Origin of the sequence: Terasakiella brassicae (assembly GCF_014641495.1) — a bacterium.
Taxonomy (GTDB): Bacteria; Pseudomonadota; Alphaproteobacteria; order Rhodospirillales; family Terasakiellaceae; genus Terasakiella; species Terasakiella brassicae.
This window is the reverse complement of sequence record NZ_BMHV01000022.1, coordinates 22015-36492: the sequence shown is the minus strand read 5'-3', so window position 1 is coordinate 36492 and position 14478 is coordinate 22015. Positions and strand designations below refer to the sequence as shown.

Here is a 14478-nt window from a genome sequence, read left to right as displayed (position 1 = left end):
ACATGTTTCGAATTTCCGCCATGATGAAGGAATTGGTCAGCCCGAGCGAGGCGCGCGAACATCGCGACCCACCGGGACCGGTTGTCATTTGGAATCTGGTGCGCCAGTGCAATCTGGGCTGTAAACATTGTTATGCCGGGTCTGTTGATAAACCGTTTCGCGGTGAACTCAGCACACAGGAAGTTTTCGATACAATGGTCGATCTGAAAGCCGCCCGTGTCCCGGTCCTGATCCTGTCCGGTGGGGAACCGTTAATGCGCCCGGATATCTTTGACATTTCCCAACGATCCAAAGAGATGGGCTTTTATACGGCCCTTTCCAGTAATGGGACGTTGATCACCGAAGACAATATCGATGATATTGCGCGCATCAATTATGATTATGTCGGTGTCAGTATTGATGGGATCGGGGCGGTAAACGATGCTTTTCGTGTGAAAGAGGGCGCCTATGAGGAGGCGCTGAAAGGTATTCGCCTCTGTCGCGAACGAAATCTTAAAATCGGTTTACGCTTTACCCTGACCGAAGATAATGTGGAAGAATTTCCCAAAATTCTAGATTTGTTAAAACAGGAAGATGTGAACAAATTCTATCTGTCGCATTTGAATTATGCCGGGCGCGGAAACAAGAATAAGGGCGATGATGCCTATTTCCAACATACCCGCTGGGCAATGGATCTGTTGTTTGATCTGTGCTGGCAAAATCTGCAAGAAGGCCGCGAACTGGAGGTCACCACCGGTAATAATGATGCGGACGGGGTTTATATGCTGCATTGGGTGCGCAAGAATTTCCCCGACAAGGCCGAACATTTCCATAAAAAATTGATCCAGTGGGGCGGAAACGCCTCGGGTCAGAACGTTGCGAATATCGACAATCTGGGCAATGTCCATCCTGATACGATGTGGTGGCATCATAAACTTGGCAATGTGAAAGAACGCGCTTTTGGTGAGATCTGGCACGACACAAGTGATCCGTTAATGGCCGGCCTGAAACAGCGTCCGCGTCCGGTTAAGGGACGGTGCGCAGAATGTGCTTATCTGGATGTGTGTAACGGCAATACACGTTGTCGTGCACACCGTGTAACCAATGATTACTGGACCGAAGATCCGGGCTGTTATTTGAGTGATGACGAAATCGGCTTGCCGAACAGCAAAGATGCGGCAGCAGAATAAGGGTTAAGAAAAAATGATGAAAAAACTCCTCGGGGCAACAGCCATTTTGGCGGCCAGTCTGTCGTTTAACGCAAACGCCAGCGATGTTAATGTGCAAGAGGTCTTTAAAGAACATTGCGCAAGCTGCCACGGATTGAACCGTTATGGGGCGATTGGCCCGGCTTTGTTACCGGAAAACCTGAAACGTCTGCGCAAGAAAAAGGCTGTTGGGGTCATAAAAAATGGTCGTGCCGCAACACAGATGCCTGCTTTTGGCGAACAATTAAATGAAGCCGAGATTACAGCTTTGGTGGAGTTTATCTATACCCCGCTGGACAAATTGCCGACATGGGATATGGGTCAAATGAAAGAAACCCATGAAGTTCATGTTATCCCGTCACGTCTTCCGGGGAAGCCGGTATTTGATGCCGATCCCTTAAATCTGTTTACGGTGGTGGAAACAGGGGATCATAGTGTGACCATTCTGGATGGGGATAAATTTGAACCGCTTTGGCGATTTAAGTCACGCTTTGCCCTGCATGGCGGGGCGAAATATTCGCCGGACGGACGTTTTGTCTATCTGGGATCCCGCGATGGCTGGGTGTCTAAATATGATCTTTATACCCTGCAATTGGTGGCTGAAATCCGTGTTGCGGTGAATATGCGCAATATTGCAGTGTCCAGTGATGGGAAATGGGTCATTGCCGGGAACTATTTGCCGCATTCTCTGGTGATTCTGGAAGCCGAGACCCTTGAACCCGTTAAATATATTGATGTGTCGGACGGAAACGGGAATTCATCGCGTGTTAGTGCGGTTTATAATGCGCCGCCCCGTCAAAGCTTTATTGCCGCCCTTAAAGATATGAAAGAAGTCTGGGAAATCACTTACGACCCGGACGCAGACCCGAAATACGGGGCTTTTGTCCATGATTATCGCGGTAAGGAAAAAGACGTCGAAGTCACGCAGACCGGCACACTCAGCTATAAACGGATTGAGCTGGATGATTATCTTGACGATTTCTTCTTCGATCAGGATTACATCAATGTCTTTGGGGCGTCTCGTGACGGGGTGCATGGCGTTGCCTACAATCTGGATGCCGGGAAAAAAATCGCAAACCTTGATTTGGCGGGAATGCCGCATTTGGGGTCTGGCATTACATGGAATTACAAGGGGACACCCGTCATGGCCACCCCGCACCTGAAAGAAGGCAAGATCAGTGTGATCGATATGGAAAGCTGGGATACGATTAAAACGATCAAGACCAAGGGGCCGGGTTTCTTCATGCGATCCCATGAAAACACCCCTTATGCCTGGACCGATGTATTCTTTGGCAAAGATCGTGATCTTTTGCATATTATTGATAAGCGCACACTGGAAATTGTGAAAACCATCAATCCGCAGCCGGGTAAGACCAATGCGCATGTGGAATTTACCCGCGATGGAAAATATGCACTGGTTTCAGTTTGGGATATGGACGGCGCGCTGGTTGTGTATGATGCTGAAACATTTGAAGAAGTCAAACGCATCCCGATGAAAAACCCGGTGGGTAAATATAACGTCTGGAACAAAATTTCCTATTCTGCCGGGACAAGCCATTAACCTCTCTATCAACTACTGTCAAACTTGCAAAAGCGGCTAAGGTCTTTCTTTAGCCGCTTCTTTTTTTCCTTGAACAAGGGGGATGGACAACTTACTAAGTTGGGACGTTCCATCAACACAGGCCGCAATAATGACAGACCTATTTTCCAAAGAAATGCGATTGAATGCTGCTGCCCTTTTATTAGGTGCATCGGTTGCCTCGTTATATATGGGCCGTGCAGTTATTGGTATTTTCTTAGGCCTTGCTTTGATCCTGACGCTGGTGAGCGTCAACCATCGTGAAGTTGTTCACGCGCTGCGTCCTTATCTGGATAAAAGGTTGATGGGCGGGGTCGGTATTGTTGCTCTGGCCTTGGCGGTGAATATACCTTTCTCCCTGCGCATCGGTTTGTCGGCCGAGGCCTGGGCGCGCACATTTGTTGTGGCGGGATTGATCTTTTATATCCTGTTTTGTTTACGGCACCACTTGCAAATCGCAATTTGCAGTCTCGTCACATCGATCTTCATCGTGATGCTTGCGGCGCTGTTTCTGTCAAAGGGATTACCCAAGGCTTTGGTCAATGGCTTTGTTCTAATAATTCCGGCTTGCCTGTACCTCATTGCGACCCGACATGGCTATATCTGGAAAATACTGGGGATTGCCAATATCGGCTTATGCGTGACCCATATTATGTTGATGTCTTCTAAAGTCAGTTTATTGGGACTTTTACTGGTTGCGCTCAGTGGTGTGCTGATCTTATTTGTGGATCGGCAAAACCGTTTACGTCGTTTATTTCTTTTTATTGCGGTTGTTGCAATTGGGGTGGGGATTGCTGTTGTTTGGCTACCAGAACAAACAGTTTTTAGTAGTCGAGAAAATAGCGAAACTGCTCTAATACCTGTATGGATGGTTGATTTACATCGTCAACTAATCTGGAAATTTTCCTTTGATCTGTTCCAATATAGCCCTTGGGTCGGTTTGGGGCTGAATGCATCGAACTATCATCCCATGGCTGAGATGTCGCTTTTGGATTATATGGCGCAAAAAGGGACGCCGTTAGTTAATTTTCTGGACGTACAGGCTTTACCCAGTCACCCCCATAACTGGATCGTAGAAATTATCTTGGATGGTGGAATTATCGGGGCGATCCCGTTTGTGATGATGGTCTGTTGGGTTTTTATTAAATCTTTGCGCGTTTATTTAACGACCTCATCCTTTGCCATGCTGGGGGGCATTGCGGTAAATGCGGTTTATTGGGGAACCGGCCTTTTTAATTTTTCTTATTGGAGCATGTGGTGGCAGGTCTCTTACTTTGTGACAAGCGGCCTGTTTTTGATGCTTTTTATCGTTGAACGAGAAAGAATGCGTGCAGATCAGTAGAAAACCTCGTCACAGTCGTTGCGCTTAAACATACAGGTCGGGCCAATCTTTGAAATCAGGGTATAGCCGTTGTTAATCAAATGATTATAAGACCATGATTTGTCCATTTCCCGTAAATCGACAATATGGATTTCACAGGCGATGAGTTTTGGGGCGTATTTAGAAAGATCGAACCCTTTAAAAACTTGATCTTCAAAACCTTCAACATCGATGTTCAAGAAATCAATGGATTGAATCCCGGCTTCTTTTAAAATGCCGTTCAGTGTCCGGGTTTTCATGGTGCGGACATTATAGGGCTTGCCCATTTTTTCCGCCCACTCATCCGCCGCATCTTTGTCCAGTGTGTTGAGGACATTGCCGGCATCAAAACTGTAGCAATCTACATCTGCTTCATTGTCAGAGATGGGGCAGCAGAAGGATTTGTCACGGGGACGATATTTTTTGCAAAGGTCGATGTTTTTCTGGTCAAAATCGATATTTACACCGGACCAGTTACGCTGGAATAAGCGGTAGGTAATGGACCCTAAAACCGGATGATTACATCCGACATCGACATAGGTGCCGTTTTCAATATTGGCGGTGGCCTTATCTACCCAGAAATCTTCTGCCCAGAATGAATAGGCCTTATGATAGGTGCCATATCTAAAACTACGATATAAATCATATAGATAGGTATTCTTAATATATTTCTTTTTAAATTCACTGAACATGATGACAACCCCAGCAACCCCAGAAAACCTCTGTATATAGGGTGTGTAGACGTAAATCAACTGCTCTGCTCACGGGAAGCAGGATGAATATAATTTAGATTAATCGGGGAGATTTGGAGCGGGCGAAGGGAATCGAACCCTCGTGTACAGCTTGGGAAGCTGTCGTTCTACCATTGAACTACGCCCGCTTGACCAAAAAGGTTTTAATGGAGGGGGCCGTCGGTTTCAATAGAAATTTGATGTCTTGTGAAAAATAAATGATTGTCTGGTTAAATGGGTAACCTGCACCCTTTGGAAAGATATCAACCCTGATGTTTTTATTATGAGAGAATTATCCAGCGTCAAGGTGATGGGAGGAGGACCTTCTTAGGATCACACCCAAATGAAACAGATAAAAAGCGGTGCACCCTATGATTCTTCAGGCCTATATTGTGACGGTTCTACTTGCAGGATTGCTCCTGATTGCTGTGATTGCTAAATTGTTTTTCTCAGAATTTCCAACGGATAAGACGGATAAACGATCTTTTTTCTCACGCTGGGTTGCCTACCCTAAGTATAAAATGTGTGTTGAAAAACGTGCGCGCGGGTTTTTGACTTTTCTTTATTACACGCAGGCTGTTCTTCTGGTCGTGGTGATTTTTGTTCTGATTGTTGGCGATTATTCCATGTAATGCTTTTTTCGAAGGTGTTCACGTTTTTTTGAATTGGTCCGAACTCTGGATCAGGGTAGTTTTTAGAGGGATGGATTAAAAAAAGGAACGCCCCGTGGATCGCCCGTTACCCTATACAAAATTTGAACACCCCGAGATAACGGCAAAAGGGGAAACCCGCGCACATGTCGCATTAAAACAGCTGGAAACCTTGTGGTTCAATACCGGAAGTTTGTGCAATTTGTCCTGTCAGGGCTGTTACATGGACTCCAGTCCGACAAATGATCGGTTGGTCTATATCACAACGGATGATGTGCGAACATTCCTTGATGAAATTGTCACACACAGTATGACGGTTCAGGAAATCGGTTTTACCGGCGGTGAACCGTTTATGAACCCACAGATTATCGAGATTTTGACCCTCTGTCTGGAACGAGGGTTTGATGTGCTGGTTCTCAGCAATGCGATGAAGCCGTTACATCATCACAAAGAAGCATTGTTGAAATTAAAGAATACATATGGACAGAAATTAGCGATCCGTGTTTCCGTCGATCATTACCGCGCAAAAGATCACGAAAAACTGCGCGGCCCACAGAGCTGGGACACGATGATTGAGGGCTTGTGCTGGTTATCTGAAAATGAATTTAAACTGGCGGTTGCCGGGCGCACGTTATGGCAGGAAGGCGAAGATGTCGCGCGGGCCGGGTATGGACACATGTTTGCGCAATATGACCTTTGTGTCGATGCAATGGACCCCGCAAAGTTGATTTTATTTCCCGAAATGGATGTTGACGCAGATGTACCCGAAATTACGGTGGCCTGTTGGGATATTTTAGGGGTTCGTCCCGATGCCATGATGTGCGCGACGTCACGCATGGTTATTCGGCGCAAAGGCGATCGTGTTGCCAAAGTTGTGCCTTGTACGCTCTTGCCCTATGATCCAAAATTTGAAATGGGAACGCGTTTATCGACATCGGGGGGGCCTGTGGCCCTTAATCATCCTCATTGTGCAAAATTTTGTGTGCTTGGCGGCGGTTCCTGTCGTAAAGCTTGACAGGAAATGGAAGCGATGGTGCAGCAATAAATAAAATTTGGAAACAATCATTTTCTAAATCCCCCTATTATCGATTTTAAAGAAACAAGGCATCCTCTTGGCAATCGAAGTTTCATTCCTGTGAGGTTTAAAAATGTCTAAATTGCTTGTGATCCATTCCAGCCCGATGGGCGATAAATCTGTAACACGTCAATTGGCGGCAGCGTTTGTTGAACGCTATCAATCGACCCATGATGGTGTCGAAGTTGTCGAACGTGACGTGTCTGCGTTGAACTTGCCCCATCTGGATGGTGAAATTCTGGGCGCTTTTTTCACACCAGCTGAAGATCGTACAGAAGAACAGGCCGCGCATGCCAAACGATCTGAACAACTGATTGCTGAATTTAAAGAGGCCGACAGTGTAGTAATCGGGGCACCGATGCATAATTTCGGTATCCCTTCAACCCTGAAAGCCTATATCGATCATATTGCGCGTGCAGGTGAAACGTTCAAATATACCGAGAACGGGCCGGTCGGCTTGGTTGAGGATAAACCGGTTTATGTGATTGCCGCACGCGGTGGAGATTATTCCGAAAACGGATATCCGCACATGGACTTTGTCCTGCCTTATCTGCAAACGGTTCTTGGTTTTATCGGTGTTCAGAATGTGACCATGATCCAAGCCAATGGGATTGCGATGGGTGAAGAGGCAGCCGCCCAAGCGATTGCCGGGGCAACTCAGGACATTTCAGCAGCGTTGGCTGCGTAAAGTCTACGCGTATTCTGCCAAAGGGAGGGGTGTTTTAGCCCCCTCCCTTTTTTATTTTGTGATTAGTTTTAAGGTTTCCCCGGCTTGTAAGCCATCGCTTAAGGTTTCGTTGTTAAGAACTTTGAGCCAGTCTTCTTTGAACTTTTCCACTTTCATTTGTTGTGCCAACGAGGCGATACTGTCTTTCTTTCCGGCACGATAGAGGGTGATATGATAGCCCGTAATCGCGTTGGCTTCACGTTGAGACAGACGTTCAAAGCTGTAGGTCACCTTGCGAAATGGCAGGGCCAAGGCTTCTGTCATATTGGGCAGAGTGAGGAACTGGAATTGAAAAATTTCGTCGCCATCGACAATTGCAAGGTAACGCAGGTCACGCACCCCTTTGGCATTTTTGATGCGCACCAATCCGGTGGCCCCGTCCAGTCCATTAATGTCCAGAGTTTGTAGTTCACGTAAATTATATTTATTGGCCCAGATCTCTGTCAGATATTTGTGGGCTGTAAGGCGGCCATACCCTTTTTTACCCATTGTAAAGACAAGGGCATTTCCGTTTTTATCCGTGGCGACAACCATGTCTGGCTTGTTGACCAGCTGGAATTCATCGGGAACGCTAAAGCGGATGCGTAGATCGGGATGAACAAAGGTCTGGTCTTCAATCAGGCCTTGTTTAATGCTTTCACCATACGCAATTCCGTTGATCAGGGCGAGATAGGTTTTTTGGTTCAGGAAGTCCACATCCGGCGGGTAAGATTGTGCAATCTTGCTGGATGCGGCGATCCGTTTACGTGTGTCAGGGTGGGAGGCAAAAATGGAATAATGTGATTGCTGTCCCTGTTCGCCTTTCATACGGGCTTCAAGCTCGGTATGTTGGGCAAGCTTTTTAAAGAAGCTGGCGGAGGCTTTGGGATTATAGCCCAGCTTGGTCATGTAACGAATGCCGAGCATGTCGGCTTCCATTTCATGGTCGCGCGAATAGCTGGCGAGATAAGCCTGACCGGCAAAGTTGGCGATATCCCCGGCAGGGCCACCGATAACAATTCCCAAAATGGTCGCGCCGACACCGGTTAAAACCGATTTACTATATCGTTGAGCGGTATGACGCGCGGTCACATGACCGATTTCGTGACCGAGGACGGCGGTGAGTTCGGCCTCGTTTTCGGCCAATGCAATCAGACCGCGACTGATGTAGATAAAACCGCCGGGCAAGGCAAATGCATTGATAATGGGATCATCAAGAACCGTAAATGTCCATTTCAGATTCGGTAATTCAGATTCTTTGGCGAGACGCTGGCCTAAATCGTTTACGTAGCGTGTAATAGCCGCGTGGTCGTAAGCGCCACCGAATTGTCTGAGAATTTTCGGATGCTCTTGTTTTCCAACATTCAGTTCCTGTTGTTCCGACATCAGGCCGGTAAAACTGCTTTTCCCGGTTGCCGGATTGACCGAGCAGCCGGAGGTGGACACTGCAAGCAGGGCGAAAACGCTAAAAAGGATAAAAGGCTTCATGCGGACCGTTTAAAAATGGTTTTGAGTCTGAATGTTCCCGGTAAAGATAAGCTGAAACGCACGTAAATCAAAGCGTTTGACGGTATTTTTCTTGTTCCTGACCTTAAAACAGGCTAAACCGCAGCCTTGTTATTTAACTCACGGGTTTTTGAATATGATTCGCTACGACCTCCTTTGTGAATATGACCATAAGTTTGAAGCGTGGTTTCGCGATAGTGCCGCTTATGATGAACAGGTCAAAGCCGGTGAGGTCCTGTGTCCGTTCTGTAGCAACGATAATATTCGCAAGGCGGTGATGGCACCGGCAATTGCCTCACATAAAGAAAGTGTTGCCTCAACCGGGCGCGAACTGGCGATTGAAGCGGCTGAAAAAGCTGCTGATGATATGCGGGAAGGGACTGACCCGCAAGATGCGGCGCATGCCTTTATGGAAGTGGTCAATAAACTGCAAAAGCATGTGGAAGAAACATGCGATTATGTCGGTGAAGATTTTGCACAGGAAGCGCGCGCCATTCATTATGGTGAAGCAGAAGAACGCAATATTTATGGCGAAGCATCCCCGGAAGAAACGCGGGAGTTACGCGACGAAGGGATCGAGGTTTTGACCTTGCCCAAACCATTGGATAAAAAACAGGCAAACTAAACGTAATCGGCTGATTTTAGTAAAAAAATATCTGACTTCCATAAAAATAGACGAATTAAGTCTTACATTATTGTTTAAACCGTATTATGAAAATCAACTGTAAGTAACAATCTTATTGTAGTGTTTTGTATTATTTGATTATTTTTTTAAGTTATAATAATTGAAATAGTCTTCATAGCCCACCAGATAATATATCTATTGGCTGGTTGAAGGAGGGTATATCTGTGTTAAGTAATATAAGAATTCGTTCAAGAATCATTCTGGCGCTGGTTCTTCCTGTTCTTGGATTGTTGTTTTTTGCAGGCGGCAACATCGTCGAAAAACGCCAGATTGTTGCAGATATGGAAAAACTGACAACATTGGCAGAGTTGGCCCCGACGATCAGTGCCTTGGTCCATGAATTACAAAAAGAACGCGGCACATCTGCGGGGTTTATCGGGGGCAAGGGCCAGAAATTCCAAACCAAACTGACCGACCAGCGCAAAGAAAGCGATATCCGTTTTGGTCAACTCCAGCAGGCGTTAAAGAAATTTCCAGTTCAGGATTACAGTGCAGTTTTAAAAACGAAAATTGATGTTGCACAGAAAGCCCTAGATCAATTGGGCGCGAGCCGGGACAAGGTCACAAAACTGGAATTTTCCGTGCCGCAAATGGCAGGGTATTACACGCCGACAATTGCAAAACTTCTGAGTATTGTGGAAGAAATGGCGGTGCTGAGCAATGATTCAGCTGTGACAGGTGCAATCGCGGCCTACACAGCATTCTTGCAGGCAAAAGAACGTGCCGGGATTGAACGCGCGATGGGTTCCGGTGGGTTTAGTGCTGGTGAGTTTAGGCCCGCAATTTATCGTAATTTTTTACAATTGATCGCCATGCAGGAAACATTCCTGAGCCGTTTTAAAATTTTTGCAAGCCATGACCAAATTCAATTTATGATCGATACTGTTAAAGGCAAGGATGTCGACGAAGTTGAACGTATGCGCAAGATTGCTATTGAAAGCCCGGTTACGGGAACAACTGAAGGGGTTGAAGGACCCTATTGGTTTGATACGATTACCAAAAAAATCAACTTATTGAAAACGGTTGAAAATAAAGTTGCCCAAGATCTTGTCAGTTTAGTGGATCAGGTCAGAAGTGATGCGCAAACCGCTTTTTATATGACGAGTGTGTTCACCGTTCTGTTGTTGGTAATTACCTTTGTGATTGTGTTACGTATTGTGGCGGGCATTACGAAACCGATTTTAAGTCTAAGCACGGTTATGAGCCATTTATCACAAGGCAATTTGACGATTGCGGTTGAAGGAAGTGAGCGTGGTGATGAAATCGGTGCAATGGCGCATTCCGTCGAAGTTTTCAAAAACGGTATGATTGAAGCCGAGCGCCTCAATCAGGAAAAACAAGCAGAACAGGAAGAAAAACTGCGTCGACAAAAATTGTTGGAAGAATATATCCATGATTTTGAACTGACGATGATCACTGTACTGGACGGCCTGTCCAGTGCGGATACCACCATGCGTGAAACCTCTGCTGAAATGAATGAAATTTCGGTCAATACCAAGGGGCAGTCTGCAACTGTGGCAGCATCGGCGGAAGAAGCCTCAACAAATGTGGAAACCGTTGCGAGTGCGGCAGAAGAACTTTCCGCCTCCATCGGTGAAATTTCAACGCAGGTATCATCCGCATCCGATACGGCCCTGACCGCCGTACAAGCAGCCACCGATACATCCCACAAAATCAGCGTTTTGGAAGACAATGTGGCCAGAATTGGTGAATTTGTCGGCTTGATTAATGATATTGCGGATCAGACCAATATGCTGGCGTTGAATGCGACGATTGAAGCCGCGCGCGCTGGTGATGCGGGCAAAGGTTTTGCGGTTGTGGCTCAGGAAGTGAAGACACTTGCCAATCAGACATCCAAAGCAACGGAAGAAATTGCCAAACAAATTGCCGAGGTGCAGGCCTCTACCTCCCTATCGGTGGGCGCGATTGCCAGTGTTTCACGTTCTATCAGTCAGGTGAGCGAGATTTCGGCCTCGATTTCAGCGGCGGTGGAAGAACAAAGTGCGGCCACCAGTGAAATTGCCCGCAATGTGGAGCAGGCTGCAACGGGAACGCAAAATGTTTCGTCTGAAATTGTGCATGTGGTTGAATCGGCAGAACGTGCGGAAAAAGCATCTGACCATATCGGGGATGCGTCACGCGCCCTGTCGTCGCAGGCTGAGATATTGCGCGCCAAAGTGACGGATTTCTTGCAAAAAGTTCAGTTTGATAAACAAAGCCATGAAAAGAATTTGGTGGAATGGTCCGATGATCTGGCCTTTGGGGTTAAACAAATTGATGATGATCATCGTCAGTTGTTGGGGATGGTGAATCGTCTTTATAAGTTTATGAAAACCAATGCCACACGGGAAGATATTGATCAGGCGTTTAATGAGTTGCAGGCTTACACCCGAACCCATTTTGCCGCAGAAGAAAAATTGATGCAGGATCATTCCTATGCCCTTTATGACGAACATAAAAAAGCGCATGAAGCCTTCTGTCTGCGTGTGGAAAACATGTATGCACGTTATAAATCCGGTGAAACATCCGGTGAAGTTGACCTGACAGGTTTACTGGGGAGCTGGTGGGTCAATCACATTCTATCCCATGACAAACGATTGGCAGACACTTTAAAAGCTTGATTTGCTCCACAAGAATAAAGAATGGGCGTATCCGGTGATCCGGGAAACGCCCTTTTTCTTTATTGCGAGAGTGCGAAAGTCCCGGCTTTTAACGCATTGACCATATTGGCAATCATTTTCATTTCGCGGCCTTCACGGGTGTAATAAGTTTGGGTTTCATCATCAAACAAGGCCCAGAAGGCCCAACAACCATAAGGGTTGATGTCGGCTTCTTTGGTCCCAACATTGTGGGCTTGTGGATAAAGCATGACAATGTTGTTGGCCTCGGCCAATCCATTGTAAATATTTTTATAAAAGAGATCGCCAAAAGTGACTTTTTGTCCCGCTATCGCCGACCCGACTTTGCCAGTAAAGGTCCATTGCGGGAATTGTTGACATCCATGCAAGGCGACATGAAGCTTACAATCTGTTTCCCCTGATTTACAGGCATCCGGGATATAGGCATACCCGGTCGAACCGATGCCGTGATCGTTTAATTCCTGATCTGTTGCAAGATCATCCACATATGTTTTTTGCGCAAAGGAATAGAGGTTCTCTGCTTTAAAGTCTGTCGGGCTTTTTATGCTGCCATAAAGATGGGATAGAATATCTTTACCAAGATCATATCCGGCGACAAACCCGTAATTGCAATGGTACATCCACGGATCATTGCCGCGCATAAACTGGTTGGGAAACCAACTGTATTGCTGTGAATTGGACGGGGCACAGGGAAGGGCGGCATCGCCAAGGTTTTCGTATTTATCAAATATGCTTTTGGCGGTGGGCATGCCGTGGGCAACCGGATAAAAGGGGCCATAGGTTGGTATATAGGCCCAGGCTTTGACGTTGCTGTTTTGATTTTCAATAAAATGATCATAAAACAGGCGCGAGGCGTTGCCCAAAAGCGGGTTAATGACCTGATCACTTTGGGAATTGAAGATAAAAACCTTGTCATCTTTCAAATTTTCCACCGGGGCAATTTGCCCGTTTGCGGACAGGGTTTCGGCTTTATCAATATAGGTTGTCGCGGTGAGATCCGCACCGATCCCCATCATACATTGCTGTTTGATGGTTGCAATGTCACTGGGCGGCATATTCTGCGCACAAAAAAATGGCCCGCCAGCGACAGACCCCATGCCGGAAAAAATATCGGAATAGGCGACATGAAGTTGTTGCGCCATAAACGCACCGGACGATACGCCGGAGACGGTGATTTGGCTTTGACTTATTTTAGGGGCCGGATTTGCCGCCCATGTCGCAGTGAGAATAAAAAAAGAAAAAAAGACGGTGAGAAATATCATACGCATGGTGATCATCACTTAAAAAGGGAGAGGTTGCGTTATGATGCATGCAAGAGGTGTTTTTTGCAAGTCCCGCAGGTGGGGGCGCTATGATTGCGCGTGTGCCAATGCAAGGATTTCTTCCGGGCTTTCGATCACATGCAGGACATCGCCACAAATCATGGAAAGCCGTGTACAGGCCAATGTCTCCACATCAAATTCATTGCTATCATCACCCGCGCCGTAAAGATTCGATGGATAAGCACAGGCGATCTGGTCCAGACGAACAAGGACGCATTCGCCTTCTAGCCCTGTGAGTTTTGTCAGACCTGGTGTTGTTTGGCTCATTTGTTCAGGTGGTTTGTTTTGTTGCGAACAACAGGTAATTAACGCTGAGATCGTCGGTCAGGGACCAACTGTCCCGCAAAGGATTAAAGGTCATGCCTTTCATCTGAATGACGTTCAATCCATTTTGACGCAAGCCATCGGCAAATTCACCGGGTTTGACGAACTTGTTGAAATCATGCGTGCCACGCGGCAACCAGCGCAAGATATATTCAGCCCCGACTTTTGCCATGGCAAAAGATTTAATGGTGCGGTTCAAGGTCGCCCCGATCATGGCGCCCCCCGGTTTAATAAGGGCGCAGGACGCCTCAAGGAAGGCATCGATATCGGCAACATGTTCGATAACTTCCATATTTAAAACGCCGTCAAATTGCAGGCCTTCTTTGGCGAGGTCTTCTGGAAAGACACAACGATAGTCGATATCCAGTCCGCCTGCTTCGGCATGAACTATTGCGGTTTTAATGTTTTTGTCCCCGGCATCGATGCTGGTCATTTCAGCCCCCATGCGGCACAGCGGTTCTGAGATTAGACCGCCGCCACAACCGATATCCAGAAGGCGCAATCCCTTAAGCGGTTGTTCAGCATTTTCATCCAGTCCGAAATGATCACAGAGACGTTCACGAATAAAGGCCAGACGTGTCGGATTGAATTTATGTAACGGGCGGAATTTTCCGTTCGGGTCCCACCATTCGTCTGCAATGGCGGTGAACCATGCCACTTCTTCCGGGTTGACTGTCGTAGAGGCCATGTGATTGCTCCGGTCTTTTTCGCCTG

General features: G+C 46.8%; 13 protein-coding genes and 1 tRNA gene. 8 read left to right on the top strand and 6 right to left on the bottom strand.

What is annotated here, in order from left to right; all coding sequences use genetic code 11:
- Nucleotides 1–2 precede the first annotated feature (2 nt).
- The 3 genes from nirJ to IEW74_RS13715 all read left to right on the top strand — a co-directional run bounded on the left by nirJ (nt 3) and on the right by IEW74_RS13715 (nt 4108).
- Nucleotides 3–1169, top strand: a complete 1167-nt coding sequence (gene nirJ, locus IEW74_RS13725) for a heme d1 biosynthesis radical SAM protein NirJ (RefSeq protein ID WP_188666206.1) — start codon at nt 3–5, stop codon at nt 1167–1169.
- Nucleotides 1170–1182: 13 nt separating this feature from the next.
- Nucleotides 1183–2748 (top strand): nitrite reductase, encoded by a 1566-nt coding sequence (locus IEW74_RS13720; protein ID WP_229734364.1) that lies wholly within the window; start codon nt 1183–1185, stop codon nt 2746–2748.
- Between the two features lie 130 nt (nt 2749–2878).
- Nucleotides 2879–4108, top strand: a complete 1230-nt coding sequence (locus IEW74_RS13715) for an O-antigen ligase family protein (protein ID WP_188666205.1) — start codon at nt 2879–2881, stop codon at nt 4106–4108.
- Here the strand turns inward: IEW74_RS13715 and IEW74_RS13710 are convergent.
- On the bottom strand, nt 4102–4818 hold the full coding sequence (locus IEW74_RS13710) for an FkbM family methyltransferase (RefSeq protein WP_188666204.1): 717 nt from the start codon (nt 4816–4818) through the stop codon (nt 4102–4104). The two genes, IEW74_RS13715 and IEW74_RS13710, sit on opposite strands and share 7 nt — an antisense overlap.
- Nucleotides 4819–4932: 114 nt before the next feature.
- Nucleotides 4933–5006: transfer RNA gene (locus IEW74_RS13705), tRNA-Gly, on the bottom strand.
- Nucleotides 5007–5228: 222 nt separating this feature from the next.
- Here IEW74_RS13705 and IEW74_RS13700 point away from each other — a divergent pair.
- The 3 genes from IEW74_RS13700 to IEW74_RS13690 all read left to right on the top strand — a co-directional run bounded on the left by IEW74_RS13700 (nt 5229) and on the right by IEW74_RS13690 (nt 7270).
- The gene (locus IEW74_RS13700) at nt 5229–5489 is read left to right on the top strand and encodes a hypothetical protein (protein WP_188666203.1); all 261 of its coding nucleotides are present in this window, start codon (nt 5229–5231) and stop codon (nt 5487–5489) included.
- Between the two features lie 94 nt (nt 5490–5583).
- Nucleotides 5584–6522, top strand: a complete 939-nt coding sequence (locus IEW74_RS13695) for a radical SAM protein (RefSeq protein ID WP_188666202.1) — start codon at nt 5584–5586, stop codon at nt 6520–6522.
- A 133-nt stretch (nt 6523–6655) separates the two neighbouring features.
- Nucleotides 6656–7270, top strand: coding sequence for an FMN-dependent NADH-azoreductase (locus tag IEW74_RS13690; protein ID WP_188666201.1), 615 nt, complete (start codon nt 6656–6658; stop codon nt 7268–7270).
- A 51-nt stretch (nt 7271–7321) separates the two neighbouring features.
- Here the strand turns inward: IEW74_RS13690 and IEW74_RS13685 are convergent, their stop codons facing one another.
- Complete coding sequence (locus IEW74_RS13685) at nt 7322–8776, bottom strand: M48 family metalloprotease (RefSeq protein ID WP_188666200.1); 1455 nt, start codon at nt 8774–8776, stop codon at nt 7322–7324.
- Between the two features lie 154 nt (nt 8777–8930).
- Between IEW74_RS13685 and IEW74_RS13680 the strand changes: the two genes are divergently transcribed.
- Both IEW74_RS13680 and IEW74_RS17550 read left to right on the top strand, forming a co-directional pair.
- On the top strand, nt 8931–9419 hold the full coding sequence (locus tag IEW74_RS13680) for a DUF1178 family protein (RefSeq protein WP_188666198.1): 489 nt from the start codon (nt 8931–8933) through the stop codon (nt 9417–9419).
- Nucleotides 9420–9643: 224 nt separating this feature from the next.
- Nucleotides 9644–12100: a bacteriohemerythrin gene (locus tag IEW74_RS17550; protein ID WP_188666197.1), complete on the top strand. Its 2457-nt coding sequence runs from the start codon at nt 9644–9646 to the stop codon at nt 12098–12100.
- A gap of 59 nt (nt 12101–12159) precedes the next feature.
- On the opposite strand, the gene IEW74_RS13670 is transcribed toward IEW74_RS17550, so the two are convergent.
- The 3 genes from IEW74_RS13670 to ubiG form a co-directional block, all read right to left on the bottom strand.
- Entirely contained in the window at nt 12160–13386 is a 1227-nt protein-coding gene (locus IEW74_RS13670) for an alpha/beta hydrolase family protein (protein ID WP_188666195.1), read from the bottom strand.
- Between the two features lie 81 nt (nt 13387–13467).
- Nucleotides 13468–13707 (bottom strand): hypothetical protein, encoded by a 240-nt coding sequence (locus IEW74_RS13665; protein ID WP_188666193.1) that lies wholly within the window; start codon nt 13705–13707, stop codon nt 13468–13470.
- Nucleotides 13708–13711: 4 nt separating this feature from the next.
- Nucleotides 13712–14452: a bifunctional 2-polyprenyl-6-hydroxyphenol methylase/3-demethylubiquinol 3-O-methyltransferase UbiG gene (gene ubiG / locus IEW74_RS13660; RefSeq protein ID WP_188666191.1), complete on the bottom strand. Its 741-nt coding sequence runs from the start codon at nt 14450–14452 to the stop codon at nt 13712–13714.
- Nucleotides 14453–14478 lie beyond the last annotated feature (26 nt).

Bases quoted from the DNA above. Each gene is read 5' to 3' on its own strand.
- nirJ (WP_188666206.1), top strand. From the start codon at position 3: ATGTTTCGAATTTCCGCCATGATGAAGGAATTGGTCAGCCCGAGCGAG.
- IEW74_RS13720 (WP_229734364.1), top strand. From the start codon at position 1,183: ATGATGAAAAAACTCCTCGGGGCAACAGCCATTTTGGCGGCCAGTCTG.
- IEW74_RS13715 (WP_188666205.1), top strand. From the start codon at position 2,879: ATGACAGACCTATTTTCCAAAGAAATGCGATTGAATGCTGCTGCCCTT.
- IEW74_RS13710 (WP_188666204.1), bottom strand. From the start codon at position 4,818: ATGTTCAGTGAATTTAAAAAGAAATATATTAAGAATACCTATCTATAT.
- IEW74_RS13700 (WP_188666203.1), top strand. From the start codon at position 5,229: ATGATTCTTCAGGCCTATATTGTGACGGTTCTACTTGCAGGATTGCTC.
- IEW74_RS13690 (WP_188666201.1), top strand. From the start codon at position 6,656: ATGTCTAAATTGCTTGTGATCCATTCCAGCCCGATGGGCGATAAATCT.
- IEW74_RS13685 (WP_188666200.1), bottom strand. From the start codon at position 8,776: ATGAAGCCTTTTATCCTTTTTAGCGTTTTCGCCCTGCTTGCAGTGTCC.
- IEW74_RS13680 (WP_188666198.1), top strand. From the start codon at position 8,931: ATGATTCGCTACGACCTCCTTTGTGAATATGACCATAAGTTTGAAGCG.
- IEW74_RS13670 (WP_188666195.1), bottom strand. From the start codon at position 13,386: ATGCGTATGATATTTCTCACCGTCTTTTTTTCTTTTTTTATTCTCACT.
- IEW74_RS13665 (WP_188666193.1), bottom strand. From the start codon at position 13,707: ATGAGCCAAACAACACCAGGTCTGACAAAACTCACAGGGCTAGAAGGC.
- ubiG (WP_188666191.1), bottom strand. From the start codon at position 14,452: ATGGCCTCTACGACAGTCAACCCGGAAGAAGTGGCATGGTTCACCGCC.